The organism is Kitasatospora sp. NPDC088264 (genome assembly GCF_040685715.1).
Lineage (GTDB): Bacteria > Actinomycetota > Actinomycetes > Streptomycetales > Streptomycetaceae > Kitasatospora.
This window is the reverse complement of the sequence record NZ_JBFBIR010000058.1, coordinates 1-13,186: the sequence shown is the minus strand read 5'-3', so window position 1 is coordinate 13,186 and position 13,186 is coordinate 1. Positions and strand designations below refer to the sequence as shown.

The 13,186-nt window shown below is 72.3% G+C and carries 11 protein-coding genes; 7 read left to right on the top strand and 4 right to left on the bottom strand.

Translation table 11 applies throughout. From position 1 onward, the window contains the following. The first annotated feature begins 1 nt into the window (after window position 1). The 4 genes from AB0O82_RS31230 to AB0O82_RS31215 are packed head-to-tail and all read left to right on the top strand — an operon-like array spanning window position 2 to window position 2,481. Window positions 2-217 carry an MbtH family protein gene (locus AB0O82_RS31230; protein WP_363587266.1) on the top strand — a complete coding sequence of 72 codons (216 nt, stop codon included), beginning with the start codon at window positions 2-4 and terminating at the stop codon, window positions 215-217. 11 nt (window positions 218-228) lie between these two features. Beyond that, on the top strand, window positions 229-1,488 hold the full coding sequence (locus AB0O82_RS31225) for a cytochrome P450 (RefSeq protein ID WP_363587265.1): 1,260 nt from the start codon (window positions 229-231) through the stop codon (window positions 1,486-1,488). A gap of 30 nt (window positions 1,489-1,518) precedes the next feature. Then, window positions 1,519-2,256 (top strand): SRPBCC domain-containing protein, encoded by a 738-nt coding sequence (locus AB0O82_RS31220; RefSeq protein ID WP_363587264.1) that lies wholly within the window; start codon window positions 1,519-1,521, stop codon window positions 2,254-2,256. Between the two features lie 33 nt (window positions 2,257-2,289). Next, a complete protein-coding gene (locus tag AB0O82_RS31215) occupies window positions 2,290-2,481 on the top strand; it encodes a hypothetical protein (protein WP_244293816.1) in 192 nt (63 codons plus the stop codon). Window positions 2,482-2,537: 56 nt separating this feature from the next. On the opposite strand, the gene AB0O82_RS31210 is transcribed toward AB0O82_RS31215, so the two are convergent. The 3 genes from AB0O82_RS31210 to AB0O82_RS31200 all read right to left on the bottom strand — a co-directional run bounded on the left by AB0O82_RS31210 (window position 2,538) and on the right by AB0O82_RS31200 (window position 5,630). Continuing rightward, complete coding sequence (locus tag AB0O82_RS31210) at window positions 2,538-4,610, bottom strand: alkaline phosphatase family protein (protein WP_363587263.1); 2,073 nt, start codon at window positions 4,608-4,610, stop codon at window positions 2,538-2,540. After that, window positions 4,607-5,107: a hypothetical protein gene (locus AB0O82_RS31205; RefSeq protein WP_363587262.1), complete on the bottom strand. Its 501-nt coding sequence runs from the start codon at window positions 5,105-5,107 to the stop codon at window positions 4,607-4,609. Before AB0O82_RS31205 ends, AB0O82_RS31210 begins: the two co-directional genes overlap by 4 nt. Before the next feature lie 175 nt (window positions 5,108-5,282). Beyond that, window positions 5,283-5,630: a hypothetical protein gene (locus AB0O82_RS31200; RefSeq protein ID WP_363587261.1), complete on the bottom strand. Its 348-nt coding sequence runs from the start codon at window positions 5,628-5,630 to the stop codon at window positions 5,283-5,285. Between the two features lie 612 nt (window positions 5,631-6,242). Between AB0O82_RS31200 and AB0O82_RS31195 the strand changes: the two genes are divergently transcribed. Beyond that, on the top strand, window positions 6,243-8,099 hold the full coding sequence (locus AB0O82_RS31195) for a protein kinase (protein WP_363587260.1): 1,857 nt from the start codon (window positions 6,243-6,245) through the stop codon (window positions 8,097-8,099). A 43-nt stretch (window positions 8,100-8,142) separates the two neighbouring features. Here the strand turns inward: AB0O82_RS31195 and AB0O82_RS31190 are convergent, their stop codons facing one another. After that, the gene (locus AB0O82_RS31190) at window positions 8,143-11,091 is read right to left on the bottom strand and encodes a BTAD domain-containing putative transcriptional regulator (protein WP_363587259.1); all 2,949 of its coding nucleotides are present in this window, start codon (window positions 11,089-11,091) and stop codon (window positions 8,143-8,145) included. A gap of 272 nt (window positions 11,092-11,363) precedes the next feature. Here AB0O82_RS31190 and AB0O82_RS31185 point away from each other — a divergent pair, with 272 nt between their 5' ends. Further along, window positions 11,364-11,870, top strand: a complete 507-nt coding sequence (locus AB0O82_RS31185) for a SigE family RNA polymerase sigma factor (protein ID WP_363587258.1) — start codon at window positions 11,364-11,366, stop codon at window positions 11,868-11,870. Window positions 11,871-11,937: 67 nt separating this feature from the next. After that, window positions 11,938-12,738, top strand: a complete 801-nt coding sequence (locus AB0O82_RS31180) for a hypothetical protein (protein ID WP_363587257.1) — start codon at window positions 11,938-11,940, stop codon at window positions 12,736-12,738. Window positions 12,739-13,186: the final 448 nt, after the last annotated feature.

Below are 13,186 nucleotides of genomic sequence, written 5' to 3'. Positions count from 1 at the left end.
CATGACCAACCCCTTCGACGACCAGGACGGCACCTTCCTCGTGCTCGTCAACGACGAGAACCAGCACTCGCTCTGGCCCCAGTTCGCGGACGTCCCCGACGGCTGGACCGTCGCCCACGGCCCCGACACCAACGCCGCCTGCCTGGAGTACGTCGAGAAGTCCTGGACCGACATGCGGCCCAGGAGCCTCGCCGACGCCATGGACGCCCAGCGGTAACGCGGCCCGTTGTGAATGCGACCGACACCACGGACGAGGCCCGCCCCGCGGCGGGCCTCGCCCCGCCCCACGACTTCGCCGCGGACCTGCTCACCCCCGAGGCCCGGCGGGACCCGTACCCGTTCTACGCCCGCATGCGGCGCGAGAGCCCGGTCCACCGCAGCGCCGAGGGCATCTGGCACCTCACCCGGTACGCCGACGTCGAGGCGGCCCTGGGAGACCTGCGGCTGTCCAACGACCGGGACCGGATGACCCGCGCCTACGGCGCGCTCGGCGGCGACCTGAAGGCCTTCAGCCGGCTCACCGACCGGCTCGGCCGGGTGATGACCAACACCGACCCGCCGGACCATGCCCGGCTGCGCAAGCTCGCCAACCGCGCGTTCACCGCCCGGCGGGTCGAAGCCCTGCGCGACGGCATCCAGCGGATCGTCGACCGGCTCATCGACGAGGCGCTCGCGGCGGGCCCGGCCATGGACCTGATCGAGGCGGTCGCCTCCCCGCTGCCGATGTCCGTCGTCTGTGAGCTCTTCGGCATCCCGCCCGAGGACCGCCCGCAGGTCAAGACCTGGTTCCGCCGCTTCGGCCGGCTGGGCGAGGACATCGACAAGTCCGAGGAGGCGATCGGGCAGTACGAGGAGTACCTGTCCGGGCTCATCCGGCAGCGCCGGCGCGAACCGGGCGACGACCTGATCAGCGCCCTGGTCGCGACGCAGGCGCAGGACGACCGGCTCACCGACTCCGAACTGCTGTCCACCTGCTTCGTCCTGATCACCGCGGGCGACGAGACCACCACCCACCTGGTCGGCAACGGCGTGCTCGCCCTGCTGCGCCACCCCGGCCAGCTGGCCCGGCTGCGCGAGGACCCGGGGCTGATCCGCGGCGCCGTCGAGGAGCTGGCCCGTTACGACACGGTGACCCAGGCGATCGTCCGGGTCGTCGCGGAGGACCTGGAGATCGGCGGACGGACCCTGCGGGAGGGCGAGTTGGCGTACCTGTTCCTCGGTGCGACCAACCGCGATCCCGAGCGCTTCGAGGACCCCGACCGGCTCGACCTGACCCGCCCCGGCAACCGGCACCTGAGCTTCGGCCACGGACCGCACTTCTGCCTCGGCGGCCCGCTGGCCAAGCTCCAGGTGGAGGTGGCCGTCAGCACGCTGGTCCGCCGGCTCCCGCAGCTGCGGCTGGCCGACGAAGCCGCCGGCGGGGCGGCCCTCGAATGGCGGCCCAACCCGCTGCAACGGCGGCTGAGCGCCCTCCCGCTCACCTACTGACACCCGACCGACGACGAAGGAGAACCGACCATGACCCGAGAGTTCGAGGTCCGCAAGGAACAGGACCTGCCCGCGACACCCGAACAGGTCTGGGCCGCGGTCGCCACCGGCGCCGGCAACCTGGGCTGGCTGTACCCGATGGAGGTCGAGCCGCGCGTCGGCGGAAAGGCCACCCGGTCCGACAGCACCGTCGTGGTGTGGGAGCCGCCGAGCCACTTCGCCGTCCGGGCGACCCTGGGCGACGAGTTCTCCAACACGCTCAGCTACCGGATCGAGCCGGTGGACAGCGGAACGAGCCACCTGCGGATGGGAATCCACTGGGTGCACGAGGGCGTCTGGGACGCGACCTGGGACACCAAGGCGGACGCGGCCGAGAAGCACGTCCACTTCTACCAGCACGGCCTCGCCGAGTACCTGCGGCACTTCGGCGGCCGCCCCGCCGTCTACGTCAAGGCCCAGCGCCCCGAACCCACCGCCGACCCGGCCGACTTCGCCGTCCTGCGCCGACGCCTCGGCCTCGCCGAGGACGCTGCCGTCGGCGACCGGCTCGAACTCCACGTCCCCGGTACGGACGGCGGCCCGGAGGCGGTCGTCGTGGACTGGCTCAGCCCCGACTTCATCGGCCTGCGCGGCCCGGACGCGCTGTACCGGTTCTTCAACGGCGGCACCTGGAACTGGCCGATCTGGCTGGGCCACCACCTGTTCGCCGAGGGAGCGGACGAGGAGCAGGCGACCAAGGCGTGGAGCGCCTGGCTCAACGGCTCCTGACCCGCCGTACGACAGACAACCGGAGGATCACTGGTGGAAGAAACACTGCTCTACGCCGCCGAACTCGTCGAGGAGGGCGGCACCTACAAGCTCGTCGTGCAGGACGTGGTCCGGGACACCGTCCAGGTCACCCCCGTCCCCAAGACCGCGGTGGACAGGCTCCCGACCTTCCTGTCGGTGCTCAGTGCCAAGCTCAACCCCGCACCGGCCCGCGGCCGCCGGTAGGACGCCTCACACCCGAAGAGGCCGGCGCCGCGCCCCGGCGCCGGCCTCTTCGCCGTTCAGCCGCTGATGCTCGGCCGGCCGTTCTCGACGTGGCCCATGAGGCGGCGGCGGAAGGACGCGTCCTCGGCGATCGCGAGGTCCAGGTCGTACCAGCCGTCGGCGGCATCGGTGTCCCAGGCGAGGACGAGGGGTTTGCCCGTGACGACGGTCCCGGTCAGCGCCTTCGCGGTGCTGTAGTGCCGGGGCGCCACGGTGACGGTCTGCGGCGTGGCGCTCGGCGACGTGATCGTCAGGGTGAGAACGCGCTTCGGGGCGGTGGCGATGGCGGTGGCCACGGAGGTGTCGGCTGCGGCCCCGGCGGCCTTCCCGGCGAACTCGCGGCGGAATCCGTTGGGGCCGGTGAGGTAGAAGTCGTAACTTCCTCCGCGCACCGGCACTTTGGTGGCGGGCGTGGTGGTGCCGAGCACGTCGAAGTGTCGAGGGGCGTCGTAGGCGCCGGACGTGCCGACGTTGTCGTACAGGGTCAGGTGGACGGCGGCGGCGCCGGTGTTGGTCGGCTGGAGGACGAACGCGCCCTGCTTCTGGTCCAGGGCGCCGTGGGCGTCCGGCTGGTACGGCAGCGGGCGGGCCAGGCGCCGGGTGGGGTCGGCGGGTTGCGGTGGCGGGTCGCCGGTGCGGTCGAAGTCGAAGACCGAGGTGAGGTTGCCGGCCACGGTGCGCCGCCAGCGGCTGATGGCGGGCTGCCGTACGCCCAACCACTCCTCCAGGAACCGGATTTGTGAGGTGTGGTCGAAGACCTGGGAGTTGACGTAGCCGCCCACGGTCCACGGGGAGACGACGATCATCGGCACGCGCATGCCCAGGCCGATGGGCTCCTTGCCGACGTACTCGTCGTCGACGCCCTGCGGGGGCACCGGCGGCGGCACGTGGTCGAAGAAGCCGTCGTTCTCGTCGTAGCTGATGAACAGCACGGTGGAGTCCCACATGTCCTCGTCGGAGGCGATGACGTCCAGGACCTGGGCGACGACCTCCTCGCCGGTCATGGGGGCCGAACCGCCGTCGCCCGGGTGCTCCGAGTCCGCGTCCGAGGGCACCAGGTACGAGACCCGGGGGACCCTCTTCGCCGCCACGTCCTGGGCGAACGCGTAGACGAAGTCGCGGTAGTTCTTCGGGTTCTGCTTCGAGTCCGGCGGGGGCGGGCAGCGGAAGAGCCCGCGGTCGTAGAGGCTCCGGTCGGCCGGCGGCAGGTCGGCGACCGCCTTGGCGAGGGCCTCCACGTCCTCCGGGCGCACGCGCTTCGGATCCTTGTAGAAGTCGTACAGGCTCAGGTAGTCGAGCTTGGCCGTCTTCAGCACGGTCTGGAAGATCCGCTTGAACTCGGCGTGGAAGTCCAGGTTGTTGTCGTAGTAGTTGTCCCAGCCCTGGTAGACGCGCCAGCTGATCCCGTCGGAGCCGAAGGGGTCGTTGTTGCCCTCCAGGATCTCGGGGTAACTGGACCAGTTGTAGCCCGGCGTCCGGTCCCCCGCGTAGGTCGCATCGGGGTTCTCGCGGTCGTGCGCGGCCGATCCGGTGACCCGCGACCCGTCGGGCTCCCAGCCGCCGAATCCGCTGAAGAGGTAGTTGCGGTTCGAGGTGGTCTCGCTCATCACCGAGCAGTGGTAGGCGTCGCACACGGTGAACCGCTCGGCCAGCGCCCGGTAGGTGCCGACGACCTCCGGCTGGTCGAAGTAGCCCATCGTGACGGTCCCCTTGGCCTTGATCCACTGGTCGTAGCGGCCGTTGTTCCACGCCTGGTGGCCGGTGGGCCAGGTGTGGGCCGCCGGCTCGGCCGTACCCTGGTCCGGTCTGAGCTGGTAGGGCCTCCGGGGCGTGGACGGGTGGTCCGGGTCGGGCTGGTCGAGGACGGTGCGGCCGTCGGTCCCGGGGAACGTGACGAGGTTGCGGTCGTCGTACCCGCGCACTCCTCGGAAGTTGCTGCCGAAGTAGTGGTCGAAGGAACGGTTCTCCTGCATCAGGAAGACCACGTGTCGGATGGCCTTCAGACCGCCGGGGCGGGGTTTGCGCTTGAGGGCCTTCAGCAGCGAGTCCGGCAGCGACGGAGCGCTCTGCGGGGAGTGGGGAGTGTTCACGCGTTCTCCTGGTCCGGCGTGGCGGGCGAACCGGAGGGTGCGTTCCCGGTGGCCCGGAGGTAGTCGAGGTAGATGAGGTCGCCCTTGGCGCCCTTGTTGAGATCGGTGTCGACGCGGGTGTAGCCCGTCTCGGGAGGGATCTCCTGCGATCCGTCCTTCCAGTGCGTGACGGTGAGGTCGACGACGGGCCGGCCTGCGCCTTCCTGGCGGGTGACGGCCAGGAACAGGGCCGTGCCGTGTACGGGCGTCCCCCTGTTGAGGTCGACCGGCAGCTTCTGGTACCCGGCGGGCGGCTTCTCGTCGTCCTTCAGGACGCGGATGCCGGTGACGGGCCGGTCGTCGGCGGACCGTTCGAAGACGAGGTACAGGTAGGCGCCGTGCGCGCCCTTGTTCAGGTCGACGTCGATCCACTCCCACCCGGTGGGTGTGTGGAACGGACTCCGCACCGGGTCGTCGTAGGCGACCAGGACGTTGACGTCTGTGACGAACTGACCCATGGGCAGGTCTCCGATCGGAGCGGGCGAACGTGGGCGGGGGAGGTGGGGTGGACGAAGGGACCGACGGCTCGGGGCACGTACGGGTACGTGAGACGCCCGGCCGGGGGCGGCCCGGCCGGGCGTCCAGCGCTGGGATGCGGCGGGTCCGGTGCGGTCCGGGCACCCGAGGCGGCCGTCAGCCCTTGGTGAGGCCTTCCCACTCGCTCAGCGGCGCCGGACCGTAGGTCTTGGTGTCCTTGTGCGGCTCCCCGTTGGCGACGTTGATCCGCACGAACCGGTCGCCGGAGAAGACCCAGTACTCGTTGCTGCCGTCCGGGACCTTCATGACGGCGTCGATCTTCGCGAAGTCCGACAGGCTGGGCCAGTCCTCGCGGATGGTGCCCTTGAGGATGAGCTTGTCCGGGTACGGGTGGCTGCTCGTCACGGTGATTTCGACGCGCCGGTAGTCGGTGTTGGAGAACACCCAGAGCTGGTTCGGCTTGTCGGGAACGGCCATCACCGCGTCGACACGGTTGAAGCCCATGCGTGAGCCTTTCTGAATTCATCTGTTCGTGTGCCGCCGAAGCTGTGCTCGGGCGGATCTGAGGCTCAGTCCCATGGCTCGCGTGCGGCGAGGAATGTCGGGGAGGAGCGCCGCGAACCACGCTAGGTCGGCCGGTCCGGGGGCGCGATGCGAAAAGGCCTGGTGACCTGCATTCCAGTGACAGGTAATTTTGCTACGAACCTTTGGCGCGAGAAGCGCGAGAAGTCGGTCCGGCGCTTCGGGAGGCCTTGACGGCCTGCTCCGCGGCCGTCCGGGACCGAGGACGAGCCGCCTCCCCGCCGACGGCTTCCGCGAGGCTCGACGACGGCGTTCCTTCGAGTGGACCGGTGACCGGTGACCGGTCGCAGCCGGGGGAGTGTGCCTGACACCCCACCCGGTCGGCTGCGTCAACGCGGCCGTCGAGACGCGGGGGCGTGGGGTGGGGCATGGGGCGGGAATGGCTTGAGTCGATCGTGATTCATATGATGGACAGCCAGTAGTTGTTTTGCCGGTGTCATGATCCTCGGAGGGCGCCCCGGACCAAGGTGCGCCCATGGAACCGGGCCGGTCTCCGGATTCGCTCCGGTCCTCGGGCTTGATTCAGGGAGTATCATGCGCGGCACCGTGCTCGCCGACCGCTACCGGCTGGTGGACCTGCTGGGCGGCGGGTCGATGGGCGACGTGTGGCTCGCCGAGGACGAGGTCCTGGGCCGCCGGGTCGCGGTCAAGGTGGTGAAGCCGGCCCTGCTGGACGAATCCGGCTTCGCCGAACGCTTCCACGCCGAGGCCCGCGTCATGGCGCAGCTGCGCCACCCGGGCATCGTCGGCGTCTACGACTACGGGCACAGCGCCGTGGACGGGCGGCCCTCGGTCGGCTACCTGGTCATGGAGCTGATCGACGGGGAACCGCTGAGCGCCGTGCTGGAGCGCCACGGCGCGCTGCCGGTGGAGGAGACCCTCCGGATGGCGCTCCAGGTGCTGGAGGCGTTGGAGGCCGCGCACGAGTCCGGGGTGGTCCACCGGGACATCAAACCGGCCAACCTGATGGTCCGCGGCGACCGGACGGTGATCGCGGACTTCGGCATCGCCCGGCCCGGCTGCGACGCCCGGCTGACCGTACCGGGCATGGTGCTCGGCACCGCCGCCTACCAGGCGCCCGAACAGGCCTCCACCGGGACGGTCACCGCCTCGGCGGACCTCTACGCGCTCGGCGTCGTCCTCTACGAATGCCTCGCCGGCAAGCTCCCCTTCGACGGGGAGACCGCCCTCGAACTGATCCTCAAGCACCTGACGGAGCCCGTGCCGCCGCTTCCGGAGGACGTGCCCGCGCCGGTGTGGGCGCTGGTCGAGCGGGCGATGGCCAAGGATCCCGGCGAGCGCTGGCCCGACGCGGCGGCGATGGCCGCGGCGGTACGGGACGCCCTCGCACCGGCCGAGGAGACGGCGCCGCCGGCTCCGGTCGGGCCCCGGCCGGTCGCCGGACGCGCACCGTGGGCCAGGTTCCGCCTGCGCGGGCTGATCGGGGTGACGGCGCTGTCGCTGCTCTGCGTGGTCGGGGCCTCCGGCGCGACGGTGATCCGGTCCGACGAGGACGGCGCGCCGGACGCCGCCGCGGTCGCGGGCCCGGTGGCCGGCCTCTCGGGCCCGGCCGTTCCCGCGGCGGTGGCAGCCGACCGCCAACCCGCCGGACAGCAGCCCGCCGAGCCGACGGCCCCGGTGCCGTCGGCCGGACCGGAAGCGGGCGGGAGCCCCACGCCCGGCGCCGAGCCCGAGCCGGTCGCCGGGCGGACCTCCGCCGGGCCCGTCCGGCCCGGTGTGCCGGTTCCGGCCTCCGGCGCGCCCACCGCCGGCCAGAACCCGGCCCCGCCCGCGCCGACCTCCGCCTCCCCGTCCCAGCCCGGTGTGCCGGCTCCGGCCTCCACGGCGCCCACCACCGGCCAGAACCCCGCCCCGCCCGCGCCGACCTCCGCCCTCCCGTCCCCGCCCGCTTCCCACGAACCGCCCACGCCCACACCGTCCGCGACGTCGGCGCCGCCCACGCCGCCCACACCGGAGCCGAAACCGCAGCCGCAGCTGCCCTCCCAGGCACAGATCGCCAGCGTCGGCGGCGCGCTGGACAACTCCTACTCCGGGGACCAGAACGGCAACCGAGTCGGCACCTTCAGCGTCAACGGCACGTCGGCCCAGGTGTGGCGGCTGGAGAAGGTCTTCGAGGGGAAGTACTTCCTGCGCAACGCCTCCAGCAACTACACCAAGGTGCTGGACCTGGACACGGGCGACGGGCGCGTGCAGATCTGGACGAGCCCGCCGTTCACCGACAACCAGCTCTGGTCCTTCACGCAGGTTCGGGGTGGCTACCAGATCGTCAACGGCGCCACCAAGGGCTGTCTGACGTCCGACGGAGCCGGTTACTACGTCAGGGTGGCGGCCTGCTCGAACGCGGAGAACCAGGTGTGGGAGCTGCGCTGAGCCGTCGGCCCGCCAGCCGAACACCCCCGGGGCGAGGGGAGGATCACGCCGGCAGCCAGGACGGCCACTGCCGGCGGGGCCGGTCGGCGGCCCCGCCGAGACCGATCAGGGCGCGCAGCCGGTCGGCTTCGGGGGAGCCGATGGAGGCCAGGATGTCGTAGGCCTCCGACCGGCACGCCCGGGCCGCGTCCTCGGCGCCGCCGCGGTCGGCGAGCGCGTCACCGAGCGCCGCCAGGGCCAGCCCCCGCCCGCGGCGGTCGCCGTCGAGCGTCAGCACCTCGACCGCCCGGTCGGCCGCCTCCACCGCCTCGTCGCCGCGGCCGACGGCTCGCAGCGACTCGGTGAGCCGCAGGAGCGTGCGGCCCGTCCGGCGCCGGTCGTCCGGCCGCAGCAGGGCGAGGGCGCCGCGGTGGTGGCGCAGGGCCTGCTCGAACTCGCCGCGATCGTGGGCGATCGTCCCCAACGAGTCGAGGGCGAGCGCCTGGAGCTCGTGGTCGGCGAGCTGGTGGCAGATCAGCAGGGACTGGTCGACGACGCGGACCGCCGCCTCGGGCCGGCCGAGCTCGGTGAACGCACCGGCCAGGTTGAGCAGTTCGCCCGCCACCGAGCGCCGGTCGCCGAGCCGTTCCCAGACCGCGATCGCCGCCGCGAAGCCGTCGACCGCGTCGCCCGGCCGACCGACCTGGAGGAACAGGGCGGCCAGCGAGGCGTGGGCCAGGGCGAGCAGCGGCCCCGGCAGGCCGTGGGCGATGCACAGGTCGCGGGACCTGATCAGCTCGCCGAGGGCCGCGGGTTCGGAGCCGACCTCGGTCAGCAGCCGACCGAGCACCAGCCGGGCCCTGACCTCGGCCGTTCGGTCGCCCTGCCGGACGGCGGCCTGGAGCAGGACCTTGGCCGCGTGCCCCAGCGGCCGGGCGGCCTGGCCGGTCTCGCACAACAGGCTGCCCCCGAGCAGCAGTTCGGCCACCAGATCGAGCCGGGGTGGCCGGGGGAGCCCGGCGTACTGGCCGACCAGAGCGCCGATGCCGTGGTACTCGCCGCGACCGCGGGCCACCGCGCGGCAGTCGGGAGCGTACGGTGCACCGGCGCCGGTCAGGGCCGCGCGGGTGGCGGCCGGGCCGAGGGCCGCGACGGTCTCGGCGTGCTGGCGGATCACCAGGCGGGTGAGGACGGCGGCCGGGCGGTCCGCCTCCGGGGCCGAGCCCGTGCCGGCCTCGACGTCGGCCGCTGTCTCCGGGACGAGCCGCTGGGCGAAGGCGCGCAGCAGGTCGTGGTACCGGTAGCGGTCCGGCGGCGCGGTCTCCAGCATCGAGCAGTCGACCAGCGACTCGGCCAGCTCCTCGGCCTCGTGCTCGGGCAGGTCGAGCACCGCCGCGACCGCGCCCGGCGACAGGTCGGGCACGTCCGGCACCGCCAACAGACAGAAGGCCCGGGCCTGGTCGGGCGTCAGCTGGTCGTAGCCGAAGCGGAACGCCGACTCGACGGCGAGGTCCTCGGTGCGCAGCACGTCCAGCCGGCGACGATTCTCGGACAGCTTGTCGAGCAGCCGGGCCATGGTCCAGCCCGGCCGGCAGGAGAGGCGGGCGGCGAGGATGCGCACGGCCAACGGGAGGTGACCGCAGAGCCGCACGAGCTCCCTGGCCGTGTCCGCCTCGGCCCGCAACCGCTGCCCGCCGACCACCTGGCCGAGCAGGTCGAGGGCCTCCTCCGGGGCGAAGGCCGGCAGCTCGACGACGTGCGCGTTGGGAAGTGAACCGAGCCTGGCCCGGCTGGTGACGAGCACGGCGCAACCGGGCCGGCCGGGCAGCAGCGGCCTGATCTGTTCGGCGTCCCGGGCGTTGTCGAGGACCATCAGCACGCGTCGGCCGGAGAGCAGCGAGCGGAACTGGGCGGAGCGTTCGGCGAGCCCGGCGGGCAGCGCCTCCGCCGGCACGCCGAGGGCGCGGAGGAAGGCGCCCAGCACCTCCTCGGGCGGGGTCGGGCGGCCGTCGGCCCCGTGCAGGTCGACGTAGAGCTGGCCGTCGGGGAAGTCGGCGGCCAGGCCGTGCGCGACATGGACGGCCAGGGCCGTCTTGCCCATGCCGCCCAGGCCCGACACCGTCGCCACGGGCACGGTGCGGGGCGCGAGCAGGACGGCCCGCACCGCTTCCGTCTGCGCCTCGCGGCCGGTGAAGTCGGCGAGGTCGGCCGGTACCTGGGTCGGCCGGATCGGCGCGTGGTACGGCGGGCGGGCCGTGGTGGTGGTGTCGGGCCTGGGCGGCGCGGGCGCCACGAGGGCGGTGTCGGCCACCAGGATCCGGCGCTGCAACTCGCGCAGACCGGGCCCGGCGGCGACGCCGAGCTGCGCCCGCAGCCGCCGGTCCGTGTCGCGGTACACGCTCAGGGCCTCGGCCTGCCGCCCGGCCCGGTAGAGGGCGAGCATCAGCAGCTCGGAGAACCGTTCCCTGAGCGGGTGCTCGGCCGCGACCGCGGTCAGTTCGGCGACGGCCTCGCCGGACGGTCCGGCCTCGATCTCGGCCTCCAGACACGACTCCAGGACGGTCACCCGGCGTTCGGTCCACTCGCCGCGCTGCCGCTCGGCATAGGGGCCGGAGAGTCCGGACATCGGCTCGCCCTGCCAGAGGGCCAGTGCCAGGCGCAGCGTCGCGGCGGCGCGGGCGTGCTCCCCGGCGCCGCTGAGCTCCTTCGCCGCGCCGACGAGCTCCTCGCAGCGGTGGGTGTCCAGCTCCCCGGGATCCACGGTGAGCAGGTAGCCCCCGCTGAGCGAGGTCAGCGGGGCGGGCCCGAGGACGCGGCGCAGGCGGTGGACGTACGTCCGGATCACGGCTACGGGCTTGGCGGGCGGCTCCTCGCCCCACAGGTCGTCGACGAGCTGACCGGTCGACACGGGGTGGTTGGCCCTCAGCAGCAGCGAGAGCAGCAGGTTCCGCTGCTGCGGCGACCCGAGTGCGAGTTCGCCGCCGTCCCGCCACCCCCGTATCGGTCCCAGCACCGTGAACCGCAACCCACCCACCGACCGTTCCCCTCTGCCTGCAAACGAACCCCCGGGCGCATGATACCGACCGCATCACCGCTGGCCGGGGCTGCTTCTCGCGGGGTCGGCCGCGGGGAGACGAAGGGGAGACGAAGGTGTCCGTAGAGGGCGGCCGACGCGGCAGCGGTGAAAAAAAAGAAGGTGCCCCGCCCGCGCGACATGCTGACGCCTTACGTAGTCATGAGGGGTATGCACGGGGATCACAGGACAAGGGAACAGGCGGGAACCGAGTGAAATCAGCACAGGAGGATGAGTACCTGGCGTTCGTGGCGGCGAGGGCGAAGGCGCTGTACCGCTCCGCGTACGTCCTCGCGGCCGGCGACGCGCATCTTGCCGAGGACCTGGTCCAGGAGACCCTCAGCCGGGTGTACGTGCACTGGAAGCGGGTGGCCAAGGCGGACAACCCGGCCGCCTACGCCCAGACGGTCCTGGTCCGCACCTTCCTCAGCCTGCGGCGTCGACGGAGCAGCGGCGAGCGCCCCATCGGGAACATGCCCGACAGCGCGGCGGCCGGCCCCGACACCGCACTGCGACTCACCCTGTTGGACGCGCTCGGCCAACTTCCGCCCCGCGACCGGGCGGTGCTGCTGCTGCGCTACTGGGAGGACCGCAGCATCGAGGAGACCGCCCGGATGCTCAAGCTGAGCAGCAGCGCGGTCCGCTCCCAGGGCACCCGGGCGCTCGGCAGGGTGCGTGCCCTGCTCGGCGACAGCCTGTCCGACCTGGTTCCGCACTGAGCATCGGTGCGCGCAGGTCGAAACCGCCACGAAGCCCCCATCAGCGACAGAAATAGGTGACGCCAGCATGCCGTTCGAAGCAGACCTCGCACACGCCCTGGACCGCACGACCGACTCCCTCGAACCAGACCTCACCACGCTCATGCGCGGAGCCGTCCAGCGCGGGCGAAGCCGCCGGCGTCGGCGCACGGCCGGCGTCATCGCCGGGGTCGGCGCCTGCACCGTGATCGCGGCGGCCGGCCTGGTGATCCCCGACGTGCTCGCCGGGATGCACTCCGAAGGATCCGACATCAGGGTGGCGGCGATGGCGATGCCGCGTTCCGCGATCACCGACACCCAGATGATCCAGGCTCTGGAGGCGTCGTTCCCCGGCGGCCGGTTCAGCGCGGAGAGCGGGCAGAGCAACAACCCCTCGGATCCGTCCAACGGGCGCGTCGCCAACGGCGGACTGGTCCTCGACGACGGGCACGGCGCCGCCTTCGTCGGTGTCTCGGCCGTGCGGCTCCAGCTGCCGCTCAAGGACGGCGACGGGCTGAGCTGCGAGTGGCAGCCCAAGCGTGACGGTGACACCTGCAAGATGAGCGAGCTGCCGAGCAGCGCCGAGATTCCCGGCGGGGCCCTGGTGATGTTCCAGCAGAACGCGGCCGCGCACCCGGTCCGTCCCGACACCGCCCGCCGCTGGACGGTGACGGTGACCCTGAAGTCGACCGGCGCGCAGCTTCAGATGGTGCAGTGGAACAGCACCGGCGGCGGCACCGGCGCCGAGACGCCGAAGCCGACCCGTGCCGCTCCTCCGCTCTCCGAGCAGCAGGCGGTGGCCGCACTCACCGGTGCCGCCTGGGCGCCGATCCTCGGCGCCGTCGGCTGACCCTGCGCGTCGCGTTCGTAGGGATTGCGTCCGCCGAGGTCGAGCACGGTCTGTCCGTGCTCGCCTTGGCGGGCGCGCCTTGGGCTGGGCATTTGTTTCGGGCGCTGAGTAGGGGTACTGTCAGCCAGTCGCTCGGCAGGGAGCACCGGACACGCATCGGCGCGGACGGTCCCGGGGCGGCCAATCCTTTCGAAACACCACGTCCCGGGTTCGGGCCGGGTCGGCTTGCTATGTGCGAGCGAGGCCCGGTGTGTATATCGGTGTGCTCGTTTTATTGGATTGCGGTCGATTCGCTTTTCGGAGTGGAGATCGGCTAGAGTTTGAAACGTCGGACGGGGCGTCAAGCCGCAGAGGACACCAGCGAGTTGGATGAACGAAGCGCCGGAAACGGAGCGGAAAACATCTGGTAAGCTGGGAACACGAAAGAACGAAGCGCCCGGAGGGCCCG

Excerpts from the sequence above, each read along its gene's own strand:
- AB0O82_RS31230 (WP_363587266.1), top strand. The coding sequence starts at position 2 with ATGACCAACCCCTTCGACGACCAGGACGGCACCTTCCTCGTGCTCGTC.
- AB0O82_RS31200 (WP_363587261.1), bottom strand. The coding sequence starts at position 5,630 with ATGGGCTTCAACCGTGTCGACGCGGTGATGGCCGTTCCCGACAAGCCG.
- AB0O82_RS31195 (WP_363587260.1), top strand. The coding sequence starts at position 6,243 with ATGCGCGGCACCGTGCTCGCCGACCGCTACCGGCTGGTGGACCTGCTG.
- AB0O82_RS31220 (WP_363587264.1), top strand. The coding sequence starts at position 1,519 with ATGACCCGAGAGTTCGAGGTCCGCAAGGAACAGGACCTGCCCGCGACA.
- AB0O82_RS31180 (WP_363587257.1), top strand. The coding sequence starts at position 11,938 with ATGCCGTTCGAAGCAGACCTCGCACACGCCCTGGACCGCACGACCGAC.
- AB0O82_RS31205 (WP_363587262.1), bottom strand. The coding sequence starts at position 5,107 with ATGGGTCAGTTCGTCACAGACGTCAACGTCCTGGTCGCCTACGACGAC.